This window comes from Sphingobacterium sp. Mn56C (assembly GCF_049319645.1).
In the GTDB taxonomy this organism is placed as follows: Bacteria; Bacteroidota; Bacteroidia; order Sphingobacteriales; family Sphingobacteriaceae; genus Sphingobacterium.
This window is the reverse complement of the sequence record NZ_JBMOUC010000002.1, coordinates 107,328-125,935: the sequence shown is the minus strand read 5'-3', so window position 1 is coordinate 125,935 and position 18,608 is coordinate 107,328. Positions and strand designations below refer to the sequence as shown.

15 protein-coding genes are annotated in these 18,608 nt (G+C 41.3%); all 15 read right to left on the bottom strand.

Going from position 1 to position 18,608, the window contains the following annotated elements; all coding sequences use genetic code 11:
• Positions 1–152: 152 nt before the first annotated feature.
• On the bottom strand, positions 153–1,757 hold the full coding sequence (locus tag ACL9RF_RS07950) for a DUF6377 domain-containing protein (protein ID WP_422800089.1): 1,605 nt from the start codon (positions 1,755–1,757) through the stop codon (positions 153–155).
• A gap of 151 nt (positions 1,758–1,908) precedes the next feature.
• Positions 1,909–3,162, bottom strand: a complete 1,254-nt coding sequence (ilvA, locus tag ACL9RF_RS07945) for a threonine ammonia-lyase IlvA (RefSeq protein ID WP_422800088.1) — start codon at positions 3,160–3,162, stop codon at positions 1,909–1,911.
• A 93-nt stretch (positions 3,163–3,255) separates the two neighbouring features.
• Complete coding sequence (locus tag ACL9RF_RS07940) at positions 3,256–4,407, bottom strand: 2-isopropylmalate synthase (RefSeq protein ID WP_422800087.1); 1,152 nt, start codon at positions 4,405–4,407, stop codon at positions 3,256–3,258.
• Positions 4,408–4,503: 96 nt separating this feature from the next.
• Positions 4,504–5,577, bottom strand: a complete 1,074-nt coding sequence (gene leuB / locus ACL9RF_RS07935) for a 3-isopropylmalate dehydrogenase (RefSeq protein ID WP_422800086.1) — start codon at positions 5,575–5,577, stop codon at positions 4,504–4,506.
• A gap of 6 nt (positions 5,578–5,583) precedes the next feature.
• A complete protein-coding gene (locus ACL9RF_RS07930; protein WP_422800085.1) occupies positions 5,584–7,047 on the bottom strand; it encodes an ATP-binding cassette domain-containing protein in 1,464 nt (487 codons plus the stop codon).
• Between the two features lie 3 nt (positions 7,048–7,050).
• Positions 7,051–7,650 (bottom strand): 3-isopropylmalate dehydratase small subunit, encoded by a 600-nt coding sequence (leuD, locus tag ACL9RF_RS07925; RefSeq protein WP_422800084.1) that lies wholly within the window; start codon positions 7,648–7,650, stop codon positions 7,051–7,053.
• An 84-nt stretch (positions 7,651–7,734) separates the two neighbouring features.
• Positions 7,735–9,132 (bottom strand): 3-isopropylmalate dehydratase large subunit, encoded by a 1,398-nt coding sequence (leuC, locus tag ACL9RF_RS07920; protein ID WP_422800083.1) that lies wholly within the window; start codon positions 9,130–9,132, stop codon positions 7,735–7,737.
• A 97-nt stretch (positions 9,133–9,229) separates the two neighbouring features.
• Entirely contained in the window at positions 9,230–10,711 is a 1,482-nt protein-coding gene (gene ilvC / locus ACL9RF_RS07915) for a ketol-acid reductoisomerase (RefSeq protein WP_422800082.1), read from the bottom strand.
• Between the two features lie 32 nt (positions 10,712–10,743).
• A complete protein-coding gene (locus tag ACL9RF_RS07910; RefSeq protein ID WP_422800081.1) occupies positions 10,744–11,217 on the bottom strand; it encodes a DinB family protein in 474 nt (157 codons plus the stop codon).
• 5 nt (positions 11,218–11,222) lie between these two features.
• Positions 11,223–11,813 carry an acetolactate synthase small subunit gene (gene ilvN, locus ACL9RF_RS07905; protein ID WP_422800080.1) on the bottom strand — a complete coding sequence of 197 codons (591 nt, stop codon included), beginning with the start codon at positions 11,811–11,813 and terminating at the stop codon, positions 11,223–11,225.
• Positions 11,814–11,833: 20 nt separating this feature from the next.
• A complete protein-coding gene (ilvB, locus tag ACL9RF_RS07900; protein WP_422800079.1) occupies positions 11,834–13,576 on the bottom strand; it encodes a biosynthetic-type acetolactate synthase large subunit in 1,743 nt (580 codons plus the stop codon).
• A 141-nt stretch (positions 13,577–13,717) separates the two neighbouring features.
• The gene (ilvD, locus tag ACL9RF_RS07895) at positions 13,718–15,418 is read right to left on the bottom strand and encodes a dihydroxy-acid dehydratase (protein WP_422800078.1); all 1,701 of its coding nucleotides are present in this window, start codon (positions 15,416–15,418) and stop codon (positions 13,718–13,720) included.
• Positions 15,402–16,292, bottom strand: coding sequence for a branched-chain amino acid transaminase (locus tag ACL9RF_RS07890; RefSeq protein WP_422800077.1), 891 nt, complete (start codon positions 16,290–16,292; stop codon positions 15,402–15,404). Before ACL9RF_RS07890 ends, ilvD begins: the two co-directional genes overlap by 17 nt.
• Positions 16,293–16,659: 367 nt before the next feature.
• A complete protein-coding gene (gene atpC / locus ACL9RF_RS07885) occupies positions 16,660–16,908 on the bottom strand; it encodes an ATP synthase F1 subunit epsilon (protein WP_422800076.1) in 249 nt (82 codons plus the stop codon).
• A gap of 69 nt (positions 16,909–16,977) precedes the next feature.
• Positions 16,978–18,480: a F0F1 ATP synthase subunit beta gene (atpD, locus tag ACL9RF_RS07880; protein ID WP_422800075.1), complete on the bottom strand. Its 1,503-nt coding sequence runs from the start codon at positions 18,478–18,480 to the stop codon at positions 16,978–16,980.
• Positions 18,481–18,608: the final 128 nt, after the last annotated feature.

The following is an 18,608-nucleotide window of genomic DNA, read 5'->3' as shown; positions in this document are numbered from 1 at the left end:
AGTTTACAAAACAAAGGAAACAATGAATTTTTCAGACTGCAAGGGGAGCCTTGCGGAATATAGAAAAAATAACCCTTAGTGTAGGTGTAATCTATTGATAGTAAGGTTGTTTATCTTTTAATTTAGGTTTGAAAATATGAACTATAATTACCCTACAAGCCTTTAATTTTTAATATATAATCTTCAAATTCATTATTTGGAACAATCGCTTTATTTTTAATCCGGTTTTTATATGCATAAATCGTATTGACGGAATAATCTAAAATCTGTGCAATGGTATTGCTATCGGTAATACCCATACGGATTAAAGCAAAAATGCGCAGCTCCGTGTTCAGCTCGCCATTTTCGGGCAGCTGAAATTGATCTTCAAGCTGGAAAAGCAGGTTAAAATCTCGTAGAAAATCTGGAAATATCTGTAAGAAAGTTTTGTCGAACTGTAAGTATAAATTTTGTCTTTCCTTGGAAGGATTTATCTTTCCTACGATAAGCTTAATAGCCTCATATTCCTTATGTTTTAATTTATTTTCAACACTTTTTTTTATATGCTCAAGTTTATCGATGTATTCCGAGTTGATATTGAAATAATAGCCCACATACTCCTCTTTAATTTTATCCGATTCCTTTAGTTTATCAATGGTCAAGTTCAGCGAATGGTTTGTCTCCCGGATTAGGGCATCCGCTTTTCGTATTTTTAAGAGCTGCCGGTAAAATACCAGCACAAAAACAATAATAATAAGCGATAGGATAGATAAGGCAATGGTAAATTGGGTCATAATACGGCGCTGCTCATCCACCGAATTGACTTTGCTCGTGGCAATAATCTTTAGGTTTGCACTTACCTGAAGCTTGCGCTGACGGGCCCCATAGTAATTGGCATCGTCCATCGCTTCGTTTATAAAAAGGTATGCGTTTTTAAGGTCTTTTTTTTGGAATAATAATAAGGAGAGGTTCAGCATAGCTGCGGCCTCCTTTGTCGATGATTTAATATCTGCCATCGCTGCGGTAGCAAGTAGGTCGATGGCTTCGCCAATTTTACCCCCTTGAATAAATATATCACTCAGCGTGGAAGTTACGATAGCCTTTTGGTGTTCACTAAGATCCGGCTGTTTAGCGATACCCGTCAGTCTTTCCTGCGCCAAGCCTATTTTTCCTTCTTTAAGTAGCTTTAAGCCAAGGTAATAATTGTAGTTAAAACCTGTAGAATCCGTAAGTGCCAGGGCTCTACTTATATTTTCTCCGGCCAGAATATTATATTGAGGGGCATAATACTCGTCTTTGGTATAATCGGCTAAATCGTAATAATTTCTTGCCATTAAGGTAAAGAGGTCTATTTTTTCATGAACGGTTAGCAGAGCCTCATCCACCTGTAATAAGGCGTCTAAAGACTCTTTATACATCCCTGAAGACACCAGGATAAAGGCCAGTTTTATTTTAGCGGCACTGCGTCGCTGGTCGTTATTTTGCAGCTCGCAAAGCTGCTGAACCTTTTTAATGTAAAAAAGCGCTTTATTAAATTCATAGGTTTTATATTCTTCGTATAAGGCCAAATAGGTTTGGTATTGAGCTTCGGCATTTTGTGGACTAATTTTAGCTAATTTCTTCTCCAATAGTTGTATACGCGCTTTCTTCTGTCCGTCGTATACAGATTTTTTCTGGATAATACTGTTTAGGCAGTCAATTTGGGTAGATGCTGCTTTCGTTTGATAGAAAAACAGTAGCATAAACAAAGTAACGGCTAGGTTCAACTTTAGGTTCATGGTTGTTCTAATGGCTGTTACTAAACTAACGAAATCTTTTAGCTTTTACAAACCTGATAGCGATTAAAAAAAAGCCTTAACAAGGTCTGTTAACCCAAAAAGCCATCCTGTTGAAGATGGCTTTTTGAGTATGGATAATGCGGTAAATAGTTTACACTAAATACTCAAATAAAGTTTGATCTTTATTGATCTCGATATAATCAAATTTATACGCTTTGAAACGTTCGATTAGTGCAGTATAATCTTTTGGACTATTTAACTCAATACCAATTAAGGCAGGGCCTCTTTCACGTTCTGTTTTTTTAATATACTCAAAACGTGTGATATCGTCTTTTGGCCCTAAAACCTCGCTAACCAATAAACGTAAGGCACCGGGACGTTGCGGAAAACGTACAATAAAATAATGCTTAAAACCTTCATACAATAACGACATTTCCTTTATCTCGCTCATGCGGTCGATATCATTATTTCCTCCAGACACGATGCACACCACTTTTTTACCTTTAATCTCCTCTTTATGAAATTCCAAGGCCGCGATGGATAGTGCTCCGGCAGGTTCGGCAACAATAGCATCCTTGTTGTACAGCTCCAATATAGTTGTACATATTTTCCCTTCCGGGATAGGTTTTACCCCTGTCAATAACTGACAGCTTATTTCGTAGTTTAAGGCGCCAATTTTTTTTACGGCAGCACCGTCGACAAATTTATTAATCTTTTCAAGCTCTATAGGGCCATTGTTGTCTATGGCAGCCTGCATGGATGGGGCACCTTCAGGCTCTACACCATATATTTTGGTGCTTGGCGATGCCTTATGCATATGGTAGCTTATGCCAGAAGATAAACCACCCCCACCGATAGGCACCAGTACCACCTCCACATCAGGAAAGTCCTCCAATATTTCTACAGCCACAGTTCCCTGTCCTTCAATTACCTTAAGGTCATCAAAAGGAGGGATAAACGTCATGTTATGCTCTTTACTGTAGGTTAAAGCAGCCTTTTGGCAGTCGTCGAAGGTATCGCCGACAAGAATAATTTCTATATTGCCATTGCCCCACATTTCCGTTTGGGTAATCTTTTGTTTTGGGGTAGGGCCAGGCATAAAGATAACCCCCTTAATATTCAGCTTTTTGCACGATAAAGCTACACCTTGCGCATGGTTTCCAGCGGAGGCACAGACCACACCCTGAGCCCTTTCGGCATCGCTAAGGCAGCTGATTTTATTAAATGCGCCTCTAAGTTTGTAGGAGCGAACAACCTGTAGATCCTCTCTTTTTAAATAAATCTCGGCACCGTATCTTTCGGATAAGTGTAAGTTGTATTGCAAAGGAGTACGGTTGATAATTTCCTTTATACGAGCCTTGGCTTTAAGGGAATCGATTTCTAGGGTATTTAGATCCAAGGGCATAATGCGTACGAATGTTTTAAGGTTATGATTTTTAGGATAATAATATATAGCATAGCGTAAAGCCCCATACAGGCATTACGCTATACCAATTTTTTATAATAACGACAGAAGATCTTGGTCGTTGATATCTTTTTTAGCGTCGGCAAGCACCAAAAAACGCTGGTAAGTATCTGCAAGGCTATCCTTGTCCAAATGATGACCAAGGCGCTCTAAGTGGTGTTTTAAAGCATGTCTACCCGAGCGTGCTGTTAAGATAATATCGGCTTCTAATAAACCCACATCTTCCGGACGGATAATCTCATAATTTTCGCGGTGTTTTAAAAACCCATCCTGGTGAATTCCAGAGCTATGCGCAAAGGCATTGCGCCCTACAATAGCTTTGTTAGGTTGCACCGGCATATTCATCATTTCGCTAACCTTACGCGATAGGTAAGTAAACATACGGCTGTCGATATTAGAGCTTAAGTTTCCAAAGGCCTGGCTATGCACCTTCAGCACCATAGCGACCTCTTCTAAAGAAGTATTTCCGGCACGTTCGCCGATACCGTTAATCGTACACTCCACCTGTCTGGCTCCGTTTTGGATGGCAGCAATAGAGTTTGCAGTTGCTAAGCCCAAGTCGTTATGGCAGTGTGCCGAGATAATTGCCTGGTCAATGTTTCGAACATTTTCCTGCAGGTATTTTATCTTTGCACCGTATTGATCGGGAAGGCAATATCCATTGGTATCGGGAATATTGACTACCGTTGCTCCAGCGGCAATTACAGCTTCAATCATTTGCGCTAAGTACGCTAAATCCGCACGGCCAGCATCTTCCGCATAGAACTCCACATCCTCAACATAAGATTTCGCATGTTTAACCGCTGCCACAGCACGTTCTAAGATTTCCTCCCGTGTAGCGTTAAATTTATATTTAATATGCATATCAGACGCGCCGATACCGGTATGGATACGCGGTCGTTTTGCAAATTTTAGCGCCTCTGCAGCTACATCGATATCATTTTTATTCGCTCGTGTTAAGGCGCAGATAATAACATCGTTTACTGCTTTTGATAATTCTACTACCGACTGGAAATCTCCGGGGCTAGACACCGGGAAACCCGCTTCGATCACATCAACGCCCAAGCGCTCCAAATCTTTGGCAATTTCAATTTTCTCAGGCGTCGTTAACTGACAGCCCGGAACTTGCTCGCCATCCCGCAATGTGGTGTCGAAAATGTATAAGTGATTAGGATCGTGTAACATAATTTTTCAACTTAAAAATAAAAAGACTGCTGTTTTTTTAAGGTATAAGCTTACCCTAAGCCTCCATAAATCTTCTTGTGTGTATACTTGGTTATTTTATTTCAAGAATTCTAGTACTTTCGCCCCCATTTCATTGGTTCCCAAAATATTTGCTGCAGCAGTATTCGTATTCGCAATATCGCCAGTTCTCCAGCCCGCTTTTAAGGTGTCAGCAACAGCAGAAGTTACCAATTTAGCCTCCTCTTGTAAACCAAATGCAATATCCAACAGAAGGGCAGCAGAAAGAATTGATGCCAAAGGGTTGGCTTTATTTTGTCCTGCAATATCGTGCGCCGACCCGTGGATAGGCTCAAAGAAACCCGTACCATCACCTACAGATGCCGAGGCCAACATACCCATAGAGCCTGCAATCTGCGAAGCTTCGTCGGTAAGGATATCACCGAAAAGATTTGCCGTTAGTACCACATCAAATTTCTTCGGGTTTTTTACCAACTGCATAGCAGCGTTATCAATAAACATATGCTCCGTTTCCACATCAGGATATTGCTGTGCAATTTCTTGTACCACCTCTCTCCAAAGACGGGAAGTTTCCAAAACATTGGCTTTATCTACAGAGCATAATTTCTTGTTACGCGTGCGTGCCGCCTGGTAGGCTTTATGCGCAATGCGTTCCACCTCATAGCGGTTATAGTTCATTAAATCCGAAGCGAAGGTATTATCTGCATTCCGATTTTTTTCGCCGAAGTACACATCACCCGTTAATTCCCGGAAGAAAAGAATATCTGTTCCACGTAACACCTCCGGTTTTAAGCTTGAGGCATCCAACAATTCATCAAACAATAAAATTGGGCGTAAGTTAGCGTATAAGCCCAGCGCTTTACGTATTTTCAATAAGCCTTGCTCAGGGCGCACTTTTGCTGAAGGATCATTATCATATTTGGCATGACCAATAGCGCCGAATAAGATTGCATCAGCCGCTTTCGCTTTCGCTAAAGTTTCATCTGGCAACGGGTTTCCGGTTGCTTCAATCGCAGTGTGCCCCATAATGGCTTCATCAAAACTAAATTCATGCCCATATTTTGTGGCGATAGTTTCTAAAACATGTTTACCCCATACGGTTACCTCTTGTCCAATTCCGTCACCTGGAATAATTAGAATATTCTTTTTCATATACTGTTATACGGTTTCAACTCTATTTTCTATGGCTATTACTGTGCCCTTCTCTAATACAATTCTATGGTCGATACATTTGGGCAACTGGCTTTCATAATGGCCCACATAAATTAATGTTTTACCATACTGTGCCAATTCATCCACTACATCGTTAAAATATTGGGTTTGTTGTTTGTCTAACCCCTGACATGGTTCATCCAGCACCAATAGGGGCGGATTTTTAATTATTGTTCGCGCCAGTAAGGCCAAACGTTGCTTGCCTAAAGGCAAGGTATGTAAAAGCTGATTTTTATGTTCAGTAAGATCAAAAAACTCCATCAGCTCTTCAATCTGTTTTTTTTCTTGGAATTTAACATCGATAAACCAGCCTATACTATCGTAAAAACCGGATGCAATGGTATGCCATACGGTGGCCTGCTGGTCGAAGTACCAGTGCATTTCTGGCGATATAATGCCGATTTTTTCCTTAATATCCCAAATACTCTCGCCAGAGCCTCTTTTCTGACCAAAAAGATGAATATCCAAACCATAAGATTGCGGGTGGTCGCCATTAATAAGGCTAAGCAAGGTAGACTTACCCGATCCATTATGCCCCTGTAGCAACCATTTTTGACCCACTTTAACCTCCCAGGAAACATCCTTAAGGACTTCCTTTTCGCCATAGCGGATATAAATATTCGATAGTCTGGCCACCGTGTCATACGCCGTTACAGGAATACCTTTTAAAAATGCGGGCAATTCTTTTTTTGTACGTGCTGCATCCCTTTCCAGAAGCGCTGCCGATGCCACCTCCTCAATTTTACCCTGGTTGATATGTACATAACGGTTTATGGCCGACGGCAGTAGGGTATCGTTCGTTATCAGAATCAACTGCACCCCATCCGCTGCGAGATCATCCAGCCAGTTGTTCAACACCTGTCTGGAATGGGAATCTAAACCCGTATACGGCTCGTCGATAATCAGAAGCTGCGGTTTGGCCCATAAACCACGGATTAACTGCAGTTTTTTATGCTCACCACTGGAGAGCTCAATTAACTGAGATTGCTGTACATTTTCGAAGCCAAAATCCTGAATACGATCGGCTATGTCATCAAAGGACAAATTATGCTGCTCCCCAAAATGCGTAAGTTCAGCCTTTACGGTCAACGTATCCTGCTGTTGATGGCGGTTATAGCGTTGCTGATAATAGAAGTTTCTATCGCCTTCGAGGTTTGTAAATTGAAACCAATTGGCTATATAGATCACCTCTTGCGGCAAGGCACTATCCGCATCGAAATTCAATTGTATGGCATCTGCAGTAGGCAATAAACCAGCGATTGCTTTTCCTAGGGAAGTTTTACCAGAGCCACTTTTCCCACCCAGCACAATATGATCACCCCTATAAATATTCCACGACAAACCATCCAATACCACGCGTGGTGGATATTGGATAGAAAGGTTTGCTATATGTACAAATGGTATACCCATCGATTAATAAAATGAAAAAGGTCTTGTTTCTTCATAATTCTCTATCGTCGCCTTTTGGCTCAAGATAAAGTCAATATCATCGTATCCATTTATTAAACACGATTTTTTATATGGATTGATTTCAAACTCAAAACTATCGCCAGTTGTGGCAATAGTGACGGTTTGAGCTTCTAAATCCACTAGTATTTCTGCCGTAGGGTCTGCAAAGACCTGAGCAAATATTTTTTCTAAGAACTCCTCAGGCACAGTAATAGGCAGCACCCCATTATTGAGGGCATTTCCTTTAAAGATATCCGCAAAGAAGGAGCTGATAACAACATTAAAGCCATAATCCTGAATCGCCCAAGCGGCATGTTCCCGGGAAGAGCCACAGCCAAAGTTTTTTCCGGCGACCAATATTTCACCCTTATACGTTGGGTTGTTCATAACGAAATCCCCTTTAGGCTGATTTTCGCTATCGAAGCGCCAGTCGCGGAAAAGATTATCACCGAAACCATCTCGTGTTGTCGCCTTTAAAAAGCGTGCCGGAATTATCTGGTCGGTATCCACATTTTCAATCGGCAATGGTACTACCGTTGAAGTTAATTTTTCAAATTTTTTCATCTTACGAGGTAAAAAACGGCGTATTAAAAATTAAAAATAGAAGCCGTCAGCATTTATAATTTTTAACATTTCCATTTTATTTTTTTAAATTAATTCTCTAACATCTACAACTTTACCTGTAATTGCTGCTGCTGCTGCCGTTAAAGGGCTTACCAACATGGTGCGTGCGTTTGGCCCTTGGCGGCCTTCAAAATTTCGGTTCGAGGTAGACACGCAATATTTTCCTGCAGGAATTTTATCTTCATTCATACCCAGACACGCCGAGCAACCAGGTTCACGAAGTTGAAAACCTGCCGCTTCGAAAACTTTGTCGATACCTTCTTCTATGGCCTGTGCTTCCACCTGTTTAGAGCCTGGAACAATCCAAACCTCTACGCCATCAGCCTTTTGTTTTCCCTGTACAAAGGCTGCTACCTCACGAAGATCCTCAATACGGGAGTTGGTGCAGCTGCCAATGAACACATAATCTACTGCTTTATTTAATACCGACTCGCCATCGTTGAAGCCCATATAATCCAGTGCTTTTTGGTACGATGGGCGTTCATTTTCAGGTTGTGAAACGGTGGTCGGGATAACTTCAGTAACGCCGATGCCCATTCCCGGGTTGGTACCATAAGTAATCATCGGTTGTATGTCTGCCGCATCGTAGGTTAAAACCGCATCAAATTCAGCATCCACATCCGAGTACAATGTTTTCCAGTACGCTACAGCCTTATCCCAAGCTTCACCTTTAGGGGCAAACTCACGGCCATTGATGTAATCGAATGTCGTTTGGTCGGGAGCAATTAAGCCACCACGTGCACCCATCTCGATACTCATATTACAAATTGTCATGCGTCCTTCCATACTCAAAGAGCGTATTGCCGAACCTGCATATTCCACAAAATAACCTGTACCACCAGCGGCAGAGATTTTGGAGATAATATAAAGGATAATATCTTTGGCACCAACACCTTTACCCAGCTCGCCATTCACCTCAATCTTCATGGTTTTAGGCTTCTGCTGCAGCAAACACTGCGTAGCAAAAACTTGCTCTACCTGTGAAGTACCAATACCGAAAGCAATAGCGCCAAAAGCACCGTGCGTGGAAGTATGACTATCGCCACATACCATCGTTTTACCCGGTAGGGTAATACCCAATTCAGGGCCAATAACATGGACAATACCTTGGTAAGGATGCCCTAAGCCGTAAAGCTCAATACCAAATTCATTACAGTTTTTGGTAAGCATATCCACCTGGTAGCGGGATAATTCTTCTTTAATTGGTAAGTGTTGATTTAAAGTCGGGACGTTATGATCCGCAGTAGCTACGGTTTGTTGCGGGCGAAATACGGAAAGCCCTCTTTTGCGTAAACCATCAAATGCCTGCGGCGAGGTCACCTCATGGATAAGGTGGGTATCGATATAAATAATATCAGGAAAACCTTCTTGGCGCTTGACGACATGTGCGTCCCAAATTTTTTCTACTAATGTTTTACCCATTTTCTCTCTTTCTCTATATGATTTGTAATTTTTTAAGGGGATAAATTATGATATTCTTAAATTTATCCCCATTAAGTTTTATAAAATTACGAAAATTTTAAATTGTTTTAATAGCTTTCATGGCAGTCATCGCCTTACGCAATTTTCTACCAACGATCTCTACAGGGTGATCACGCAACACCTCATTTATTTGAACTAACTTGATGTTATCTACGCCGTTATCTTTACCGTCGTTAAAGTTTTTACCCACCACGTCAGTATCGATATTCTTCATAAAATCGGTTAGTAAAGGTTTACAAGCCTGATCAAACAAGTAACAGCCATACTCTGCAGTATCCGAAATCACACGGTTCATTTCGAACAATTTTTTACGAGCAATAGTATTTGCAATTAATGGTGTTTCGTGCAGCGACTCGTAATAAGCAGACTCCGGTTTAATACCCGCTTCTACCATAGTTTCGAAGGCCAATTCTACCCCGGCTCTAACAAAAGCAACCATCAAAACATAGTTGTCGAAGTACGCTTGTTCTGTGATTTTAACATCGCCAGCAGGTGTTTTTTCGAATGCTGTTTCCCCCGTTTCTGCTCTCCACTTCAATAAATTGGCATCACCATTTGCCCAGTCTTCCATCATAGTCTTGCTGAATTCGCCCGACATAATATCATCCTGGTGTTTTTGGAATAAAGGACGCATAATATCCTTCAACTCTTCCGAAAGCTCAAAAGCTTTCACCTTAGCCGGGTTACTTAAGCGATCAAGCATACCGCTAACACCGCCATGTTTTAAGGCTTCCGTAATTACCTCCACACCATACTGAACCAATTTTGAAGCATAACCCGCATCGATACCTTTTTCAACCATTTTGTCGAACGAAAGGATAGACCCCGTTTGCAACAAACCACATAAAATAGTTTGCTCGCCCATTAAGTCAGATTTCACCTCGGCAACGAAAGACGATTTTAAAACGCCAGCGCGGTGCCCACCTGTACCCACACAGTAAGCTTTTGCTTCAGGCCAACCCTTACCTTGCGGGTCATTTTCAGGGTGAACAGCGATTAATGTAGGCACGCCGAAACCGCGTAAATATTCTGCACGCACTTCCGATCCTGGGCATTTAGGCGCCACCATGATAACCGTAATATCCTTACGGATCTGCATACCCTCTTCTACAATATTAAAACCATGTGAGTAGGAGAGTGTAGCTCCCTCTTTCATTAAAGGCATTACAGCATTAACCACCGCGGTATGTTGTTTATCTGGCGTAAGGTTGATAACAACATCTGCCGAAGGAATTAACTCCTCATAAGTACCTACTGTAAAATTATTATCTGTAGCATTTTTCCAAGAGTCTCTTTTTTGCTCAATAGCTTCTTTCCGTAATGCATAAGAAACATCTAAGCCACTATCTCTTAAGTTTAAACCTTGGTTTAAACCCTGCGCACCCGCTCCTACGATTACGATTTTTTTACCTTTTAAAGCATTTACACCATCAGCGAATTCCGAAGCATCCATGAACTCAGCAATTGCCAATTGATTTAATTGTTCTCTAAGTGGTAATGTGTTGAAATAATTTGCCATTGTCTTTTTTATTTTTCTTTATTAGATATAGGTTATTTACTTGTGTTTATTAATTTATGCTGTGCCTTAGCATAACCAAAATGTAGATTGTCATGGCCAGAGGTCATGGCAATAAGCTCCTCGATAGTGTCCATCGCTTCATTATAAGTCGCTGTAACCACCGGTGTAATCTGCGCAAAAACTCCCGCCTTATAATCGGCTTCAATTTCTTGCACCGTAGATATGGCCAAAGCCTTTAACTCGTCAACCTCCTCCTGCGACACAAAGTAAGTAGGTTTTGTTCCCTTCGTGTAGGCAGCGCCATACTTAATAAAAGAAGGGTCATTTCTCAACCCGGTACGTATATAGCACAATCCTGGAGTGCTAACCACGATATGACCGAAGTTCCAGATGATATTATTCGAAAAGCCATCCGGAATGGCATTTAATTCTGCTAAACTAAGGCCATCTATTAATTGAATAAAAGCCCTGCGCGAGTCTATAATAAATTTAAATACTTTATCCATAACGATTACATGGTAAACACCTTATCCTGCTGATCTAAGAATTCATTCTCTACCATTTCAGGAGCAGGTTCTTCTTGTTCAAACTGTTTCAGCTTAGCGTGGAAACCAGCGCTATCCTTAATAATGGCAATACGAGCGCCACGCACAAATTCAATGAGCTTATATTTACCCAGTTCTTCCGTTAAGCGGTCAATTTCTTCCCGATGTCCTGCTGTTTCAAAGACGATATAATCATTTCGGATTACAACCACATTGGCGCCGTATTGGCGTAGCAACCTTTCGACATATACCTTTTCTGAAATAACCGATGCCGGCACCTTGTAAAGCGCCTGTTCCTGCCAAATCAACTCGTCGTTAGTATTAAAATACGCCTTTAATACCTCCACCTGTTTTTCAATCTGGCGGCAAAGTTTTCGTACCACCTCTTCAGATTCGGTAATTAAAATGGTGAAGCGATGTATACCATCCACCTCGGAAGGAGAGGTATTTAAGCTTTCAATATTAATCTTTCTTCTGGAAAATATACCAGAGATACGGCCTATCATACCGATAGAGTTCTCTGTATATATGGTTATGGTGTATTCTTGTTTTTCCATTTTTTACTTATGCCTTAATATTACTTCAAACGGATTTCAGAAACAGATGTACCTTGCGCAACCATTGGGAATACATTGTTTTCTTTGCCTACCATTACCTCTAACAAATAAGCACCATTGTGGTCCAACATTGTTTTTATGGCGGTTTCTAAATCTTTACGTTCCGATATTTTATTGCCCTCAATATAATATCCCTTCGCTACGGCCACAAAGTCAGGGCTAGTGATATTTACGAAAGAATAACGTTTGTCGTGGAACAGCTGCTGCCATTGGCGTACCATGCCTAGGAACTCATTGTTTAAGATTAAAATTTTAACCTTTGCACCGAATTGCATAATCGTTCCTAACTCCTGGATGGTCATTTGGAAGCCACCATCGCCGATAATAGCTACCACATCGCGGTGTGGCGCACCATACCAAGCTCCAATTGCTGCTGGAAGACCAAAACCCATGGTTCCCAAGCCCCCCGAAGTAACACTCGACTTGGAGCTATTGAATTTTGCATAACGACAAGCCACCATCTGGTGCTGACCAACATCGGTAGCGATAATCGCATTGCCACCCGAAAGTTCATTGAGAACACGTATTACCTCACCCATGGTCATCACCTCCCCCGTAGGGTTAAGCTCCGGTTGAATAACCTCTTTAATTTCTTCTTTTTCGAGATCGCGAAACTGCTGCAACCAAGCGCTATGATCAAGAGGTTTTAACAATGCCGTTAAGGCAGGTAAAGTTTCTTTACAGTCGCCCCATACAGGAACGGTAGCTTTTACATTTTTATCAATTTCTGCCGGGTCGATATCCAAGTGAATCACCTTCGCCTGTTTAGCATATTTGTCTAAACGCCCCGTAACACGGTCGTCGAAGCGCATCCCAACAGCAATAAGCACATCACATTCGTTTGTCATCACGTTTGGCGCATAGTTGCCATGCATACCCAGCATACCCACATGCTGTGGATGGTCCGTTTCTAAGGCACTAAGCCCCATTACGGTCGCTGCTGCCGGGAAACCACCCTTCTCTATAAAATCCTTAAACTCCTGTTCTGCACGTCCTAATATTACCCCCTGACCAAAAAGTACAAAGGGCTTTTTGGCTTCATTAATAAGTTTTGCTGCCGCCTCAATATACTCCTTACGCACCAGGGGTGCAGGTCTGTAACTACGTACATGCGTACATTTTTCATACCCTTGATAATCGAAGAGTTGAATTTGCGCATTTTTAGTAATATCGATCAACACAGGGCCTGGTCTACCCGTTTGGGCAATATAAAACGCTTTGGCCAGCACACTTGGTATTTCGGTCGCATCAGTTACCTGATAGTTCCATTTGGTGACCGGTGTTGTAATATTTACGACATCTGTTTCCTGAAAAGCATCGGTACCTAAAAGCGAAGCAAATACCTGTCCAGTAATACAGACAATAGGGTTACTGTCGATCATGGCATCGGCCAAACCTGTTACCAAGTTTGTTGCGCCGGGGCCACTTGTTGCAAAAGCCACACCCACACGTCCGGAAGTACGTGCATAACCTTGTGCAGCATGAATTCCACCTTGCTCATGGCGGACCAAAATATGCTTTAACTTATCGTTGTAATCGTACAACGCATCATAAATTGGCATAATGGCACCACCAGGATACCCAAAAATGGTGTCCACTCCCTCATGGATCATGGCTTCCAAAACCGCCTGCGACCCCGATAATTGTGCCGGTGCAGCCTGCGTTTTAGACGCCTTTGTTTCCGTTTGTTCCAGTGTACTCATAGTTTATTTAAGTAAAAATGAAATAGTAAAAAGTAAAAAATGCATAGCGCATAATAAGTCGGTTAAACAACCGTGCGATCGTGTACAAGGCAAGCCTCAAACTTAATAGTATTGTGCCTACCTAAATACAACCTAGCCTTATTACAGATCCGTTACGCAGCCCTGTGATGCATTGGCAACCGTTTTGGCATATTTATACAATACCCCTTTTGTGACTTTCAATGCAGGTTGTTTCCAGTTTGCACGACGTCTTGCAATTTCTTCATCCGACACCCGCAGGTTCAAGGTATTGTTAACAGCGTCGATTTCAATAATATCATCATCCTGTACCAACCCAATTAATCCGCCTTCAAAAGCCTCAGGTGTAATATGGCCTACCACGAAGCCATGCGTACCCCCCGAGAAGCGGCCATCCGTAATTAAAGCGACCGAATTGCCTAAGCCAGCGCCAATAATCAAGGAAGTCGGTTTCAACATCTCCGGCATACCAGGAGCACCTTTAGGGCCTTCATTTAAGATTACAATAACATCACCCGCTTTAATTCTTCCAGAAGCTACACCAGCAACCAAATCCTGTTCGCCATCAAATACACGCGCTGGACCGGTAAACTTCTCGCCCTCTTTACCCGATATTTTAGCCACAGAACCCTGCTCGGCTAAGTTTCCGTAAAGAATCTGCAAATGGCCTGTAGCCTTAATAGGTGTTGCCAAAGGTTTAATTATAGGCTGTTCATAATCCATGATAGATTTAACATCCGCCAGATTTTCGGCCAAAGTTTTTCCCGTTACCGTAATACAGTCGCCATGTAACAAACCCTCGTCTAAAAGATAACGTAATACCGCAGGCACACCACCATAGTTATGTAAGTCCTGCATTAAGTATTTTCCCGAAGGCTTAAGGTCAGCAAGAACCGGCGTTTGGTCCGACATACGCTGAAAATCATCCGGGCTGATATCTACGCCAACAGATTTACCCATTGCAATAAAGTGTAAAACAGCATTGGTAGAACCTCCAAGTATAACGATGGTACGTATTGCATTTTCAAATGCTTCACGTGTCATAATATCCGAAGGTTTAATATCTTTTTCCAAGAGGATACGCATATATTTGCCCACCTCAAGACATTCATTTTTTTTCTCCTCAGAAACGGCAGGATTAGAAGAAGAGTACGGCAAACTCATGCCCAATGCCTCGATAGCAGAAGCCATCGTATTTGCCGTATACATACCACCACAAGCACCTGCACCAGGGCAAGTATGGCGTATGACGCCATCATAATCCTCATCCGATATTGTGCCGGCAATTTTTTTACCTAATGCCTCAAAAGCAGATACAATATTTAAGTCTTCGCCCTTATAGTGTCCAGGAGCAATAGTACCGCCATAGACCATAATTGCAGGTCTGTTTAAACGCCCCATAGCCATGATTGCTCCAGGCATATTTTTATCGCAACCGGGTATAGCCACAACAGCATCGTAATACTGCCCGCCACAGATGGTTTCAATACTATCAGCGATAACATCTCGCGATACCAACGAGTAGCGCATACCCTCGGTACCATTGCTCATACCATCACTTACGCCAATTGTGCCAAAGGTAAGACCCACTAAATTATTAGACCAGATACCTTTTTTAACAACCTGTGCCAGGTCATTTAAGTGCATGTTACAGGTGTTCCCATCATAGCCCATACTTGCAATACCAACTTGCGCTTTATCCATATCAGCATCGGTTAAACCAATACCATACAACATGGCCTTTGCCGCAGGCTGTGTTTCATCCTGCGTAAAAATTCTACTGTATTTGTTTAATGTTTGTTCTTGGTCAGATAATGACTTCATAATTCTCTTGCTCTAATACTAAGTTTTTATATTTTCTTTGGATAGATGCGCCTATCGTATGTTCCCAATCTTCTTTATATACCACATGGTCTACCTGCTTGATACCAATTATTTCTGCAGCAGTACCAGATAAAAAGGCACTATCGGCGGTATAAATATCCTGCACTGTAAGCCTTTTTTCGATAATTTCAAAACCCAACTCTTTACAAATGCCGATTACAGTTTGGCGGGTTATTCCCGGGAAAACATCAGCAATAGGAGGGGTATAAATTTTAAAATCCTTTTCGATAAAAATATTTTCGCTGGATGCCTGCGCCACATATCCTTCCTGATCTACAAGTAAAGCCTCATCGAATCCATTTCGAATAGCATCTGTAGTCGCCCGAATGGCATTAATATACTGCCCAGAAACTTTAGCGTCTATTAAAAAGGATTTTTTACTAGGACGTTCTATATCCGAAATATTTACCCGAATAAGATGCTGACCAAGGTAAGGGCCCCATTCCCAGGCGGCAATCATAATATGCGCTTCTGTTGCCGATGTTAAGTGCATATTCGAGCCCGAAAACACCAACGGCCTGATATACGCAGAACGGAGGTTATTGGCTGATAACAAAGCATAACACTGTTCAATTAACGTTCTATTATTCCAGGTATACGAGAAGCCTATCGCCTCGCAAGATTTGCGCAATCTTTCGAAATGAGCCTCTGCCTTAAAGATACGCGTGCCATTGTGCGTACTATAAGCCCGCAAACCCTCAAATGCGCCATAACCATAATGCAGCGACTGGCTAAACAAGTCGACTCTGGTGCCTGTAGCTTTCACAAATTCACCGTTTAGGTAAATCAATGTATTCTGATTGTAGTACTGCATAAGCGTAGCGTAATGGATGAATATACTGTTACTATTTTTAATAGAGTTATAGCGGCTATTTTTTCACTTCCTCAAGTTACTCCGATTTAAAATTCTTTACAATAGCCAATTAAAGTATTTTAAAAAAGATTATTATTTCAATTATTTTTTTATTTCAAAATAAAAATCTGTAAAAATGGCTTATTATAGGTTTTTAATTTTGTTATTGGTAGACCAAAATTAAAATCGGTCTTTTATTTGTTTTTTTAATTTTTTTAAGTTTAGGTCGAAATTCTTCCTAAAATCATAAAAATGGAGAGAAAAGTAAAAAAAAATAGCCCTTAAAACTTGAAGTCTTAAGGGCTATTTTTTATCGTTTTTACTATTCCTAGTCTTGCACAATTCCTTCCGCTAAAACGATGATATTGTTGTCCTTTACTTCAACTACACCACCTTTAATAATAATGACCTGTTCTTCATTATTGTTTTTAATAATGAGCTTGCCATCCTCTAGCGTCGACACAATAGCCGCGTGATCGTTCAAGATCTGAAAAGATCCTGCCGTTCCTGGAACAGTAACAGCTGTTACCGGTCCTTCAAAAGCTAATTTGTCTGGAGTAATAATTGTTAATTTCATTATTTCTGAGTATTGAGTAGTGAGGATGATAAGCGGTGTAGCACCCATAAAATGCTACACCGATTATCTTTATACCGCTTCCGCTAATAATTTTTTACCTTTTTCGATAGCATCTTCAATCGAACCTACTAAGTTGAAAGCTGCTTCTGGGTATTCATCTACTTCACCATCAATAATCATATTGAAACCTTTGATGGTATCTTTGATGTCTACTAAACAACCTTTCAAACCTGTAAATTGCTCAGCAACGTGGAAAGGCTGTGATAAGAAACGTTGTACACGACGTGCGCGGTGTACAGTTAATTTATCTTCTTCAGATAACTCGTCCATACCTAAGATAGCGATGATATCCTGTAATTCTTTATAACGTTGAAGAATTTCTTTAACACGTTGAGCCGTATTGTAATGCTCAGAACCCAATACCGCTGGCGATAAGATACGCGATGTAGAGTCCAAAGGATCCACCGCAGGGTAGATACCTAACTCAGAAATCTTACGTGATAATACCGTTGTTGCATCTAAGTGGGCAAATGTTGTTGCCGGAGCAGGGTCAGTTAAGTCATCGGCAGGAACGTAAACGGCCTGTACAGAAGTGATAGATCCATTTTTTGTAGAGGTAATACGCTCTTGCATTAAACCCATCTCCGTTGCCAATGTCGGTTGGTAACCTACCGCTGAAGGCATACGACCTAATAATGCCGATACCTCAGAACCCGCCTGCGTAAAGCGGAAGATATTGTCGATAAAGAATAATACGTCACGACCTTTTCCTTCGCCTTCACCATCACGGAAGTATTCAGCAACGGTAAGACCCGATAACGCCACACGTGCACGTGCACCAGGAGGCTCGTTCATCTGTCCGAAAACAAATGTACATTTCGAATCTTTCATCAACTCTTGGTCAACCGTATCCAAAGGCCATTCGCCTTTTTCCATGCCTTCCATAAAGTGCTCACCGTATTTGATAATACCAGACTCCAACATCTCACGAAGCAAATCGTTACCCTCACGAGTACGCTCACCAACACCCGCAAATACAGAAAGACCACCGTGACCTTTAGCGATATTGTTGATTAACTCCTGAATTAAAACCGTTTTACCTACACCAGCACCACCGAATAAACCGATTTTACCACCTTTAGCATAAGGCTCTAATAAATCGATAACTTTGATACCTGTAAATAATACTTCACTTTCTGTAGAAAGATCTTCGAAACGAGGAGGAGTATTGTGAATAGAACGTCCGTTAGTCTTGTCCAATTCGCGAATACCATCAATAGGGTCACCAACTACGTTGAATACACGGCCTTTGATTTCTTCACCGATAGGCATTTTTATAGGAGCACCAGTGTCAACAACTTTCATTCCACGTACTAAACCTTCGGTAGCATCCATGGCGATTGTACGAACACGTTCTTCACCTAAGTGCTGTTGAACCTCTAGAACAATACGTTGTCCATTTTCTTTTTCAATGTACAATGCATCGTAAATCTTAGGAAGATTTTCATTGTCGGCAAAGTTGACGTCAACCACTGGGCCGATAATCTGCGCTATTTTACCAATATTGGGCATATTATAGGGACTAAAATTTATTAATCTGTTTAATTTACAGCTCTTTTCATGAGCGGTATTTCGGAATGCAAAAATAAGTGTTATATAATTAAAAGCAAAGCATATAAAAAAATTTATTTTCTAAATGT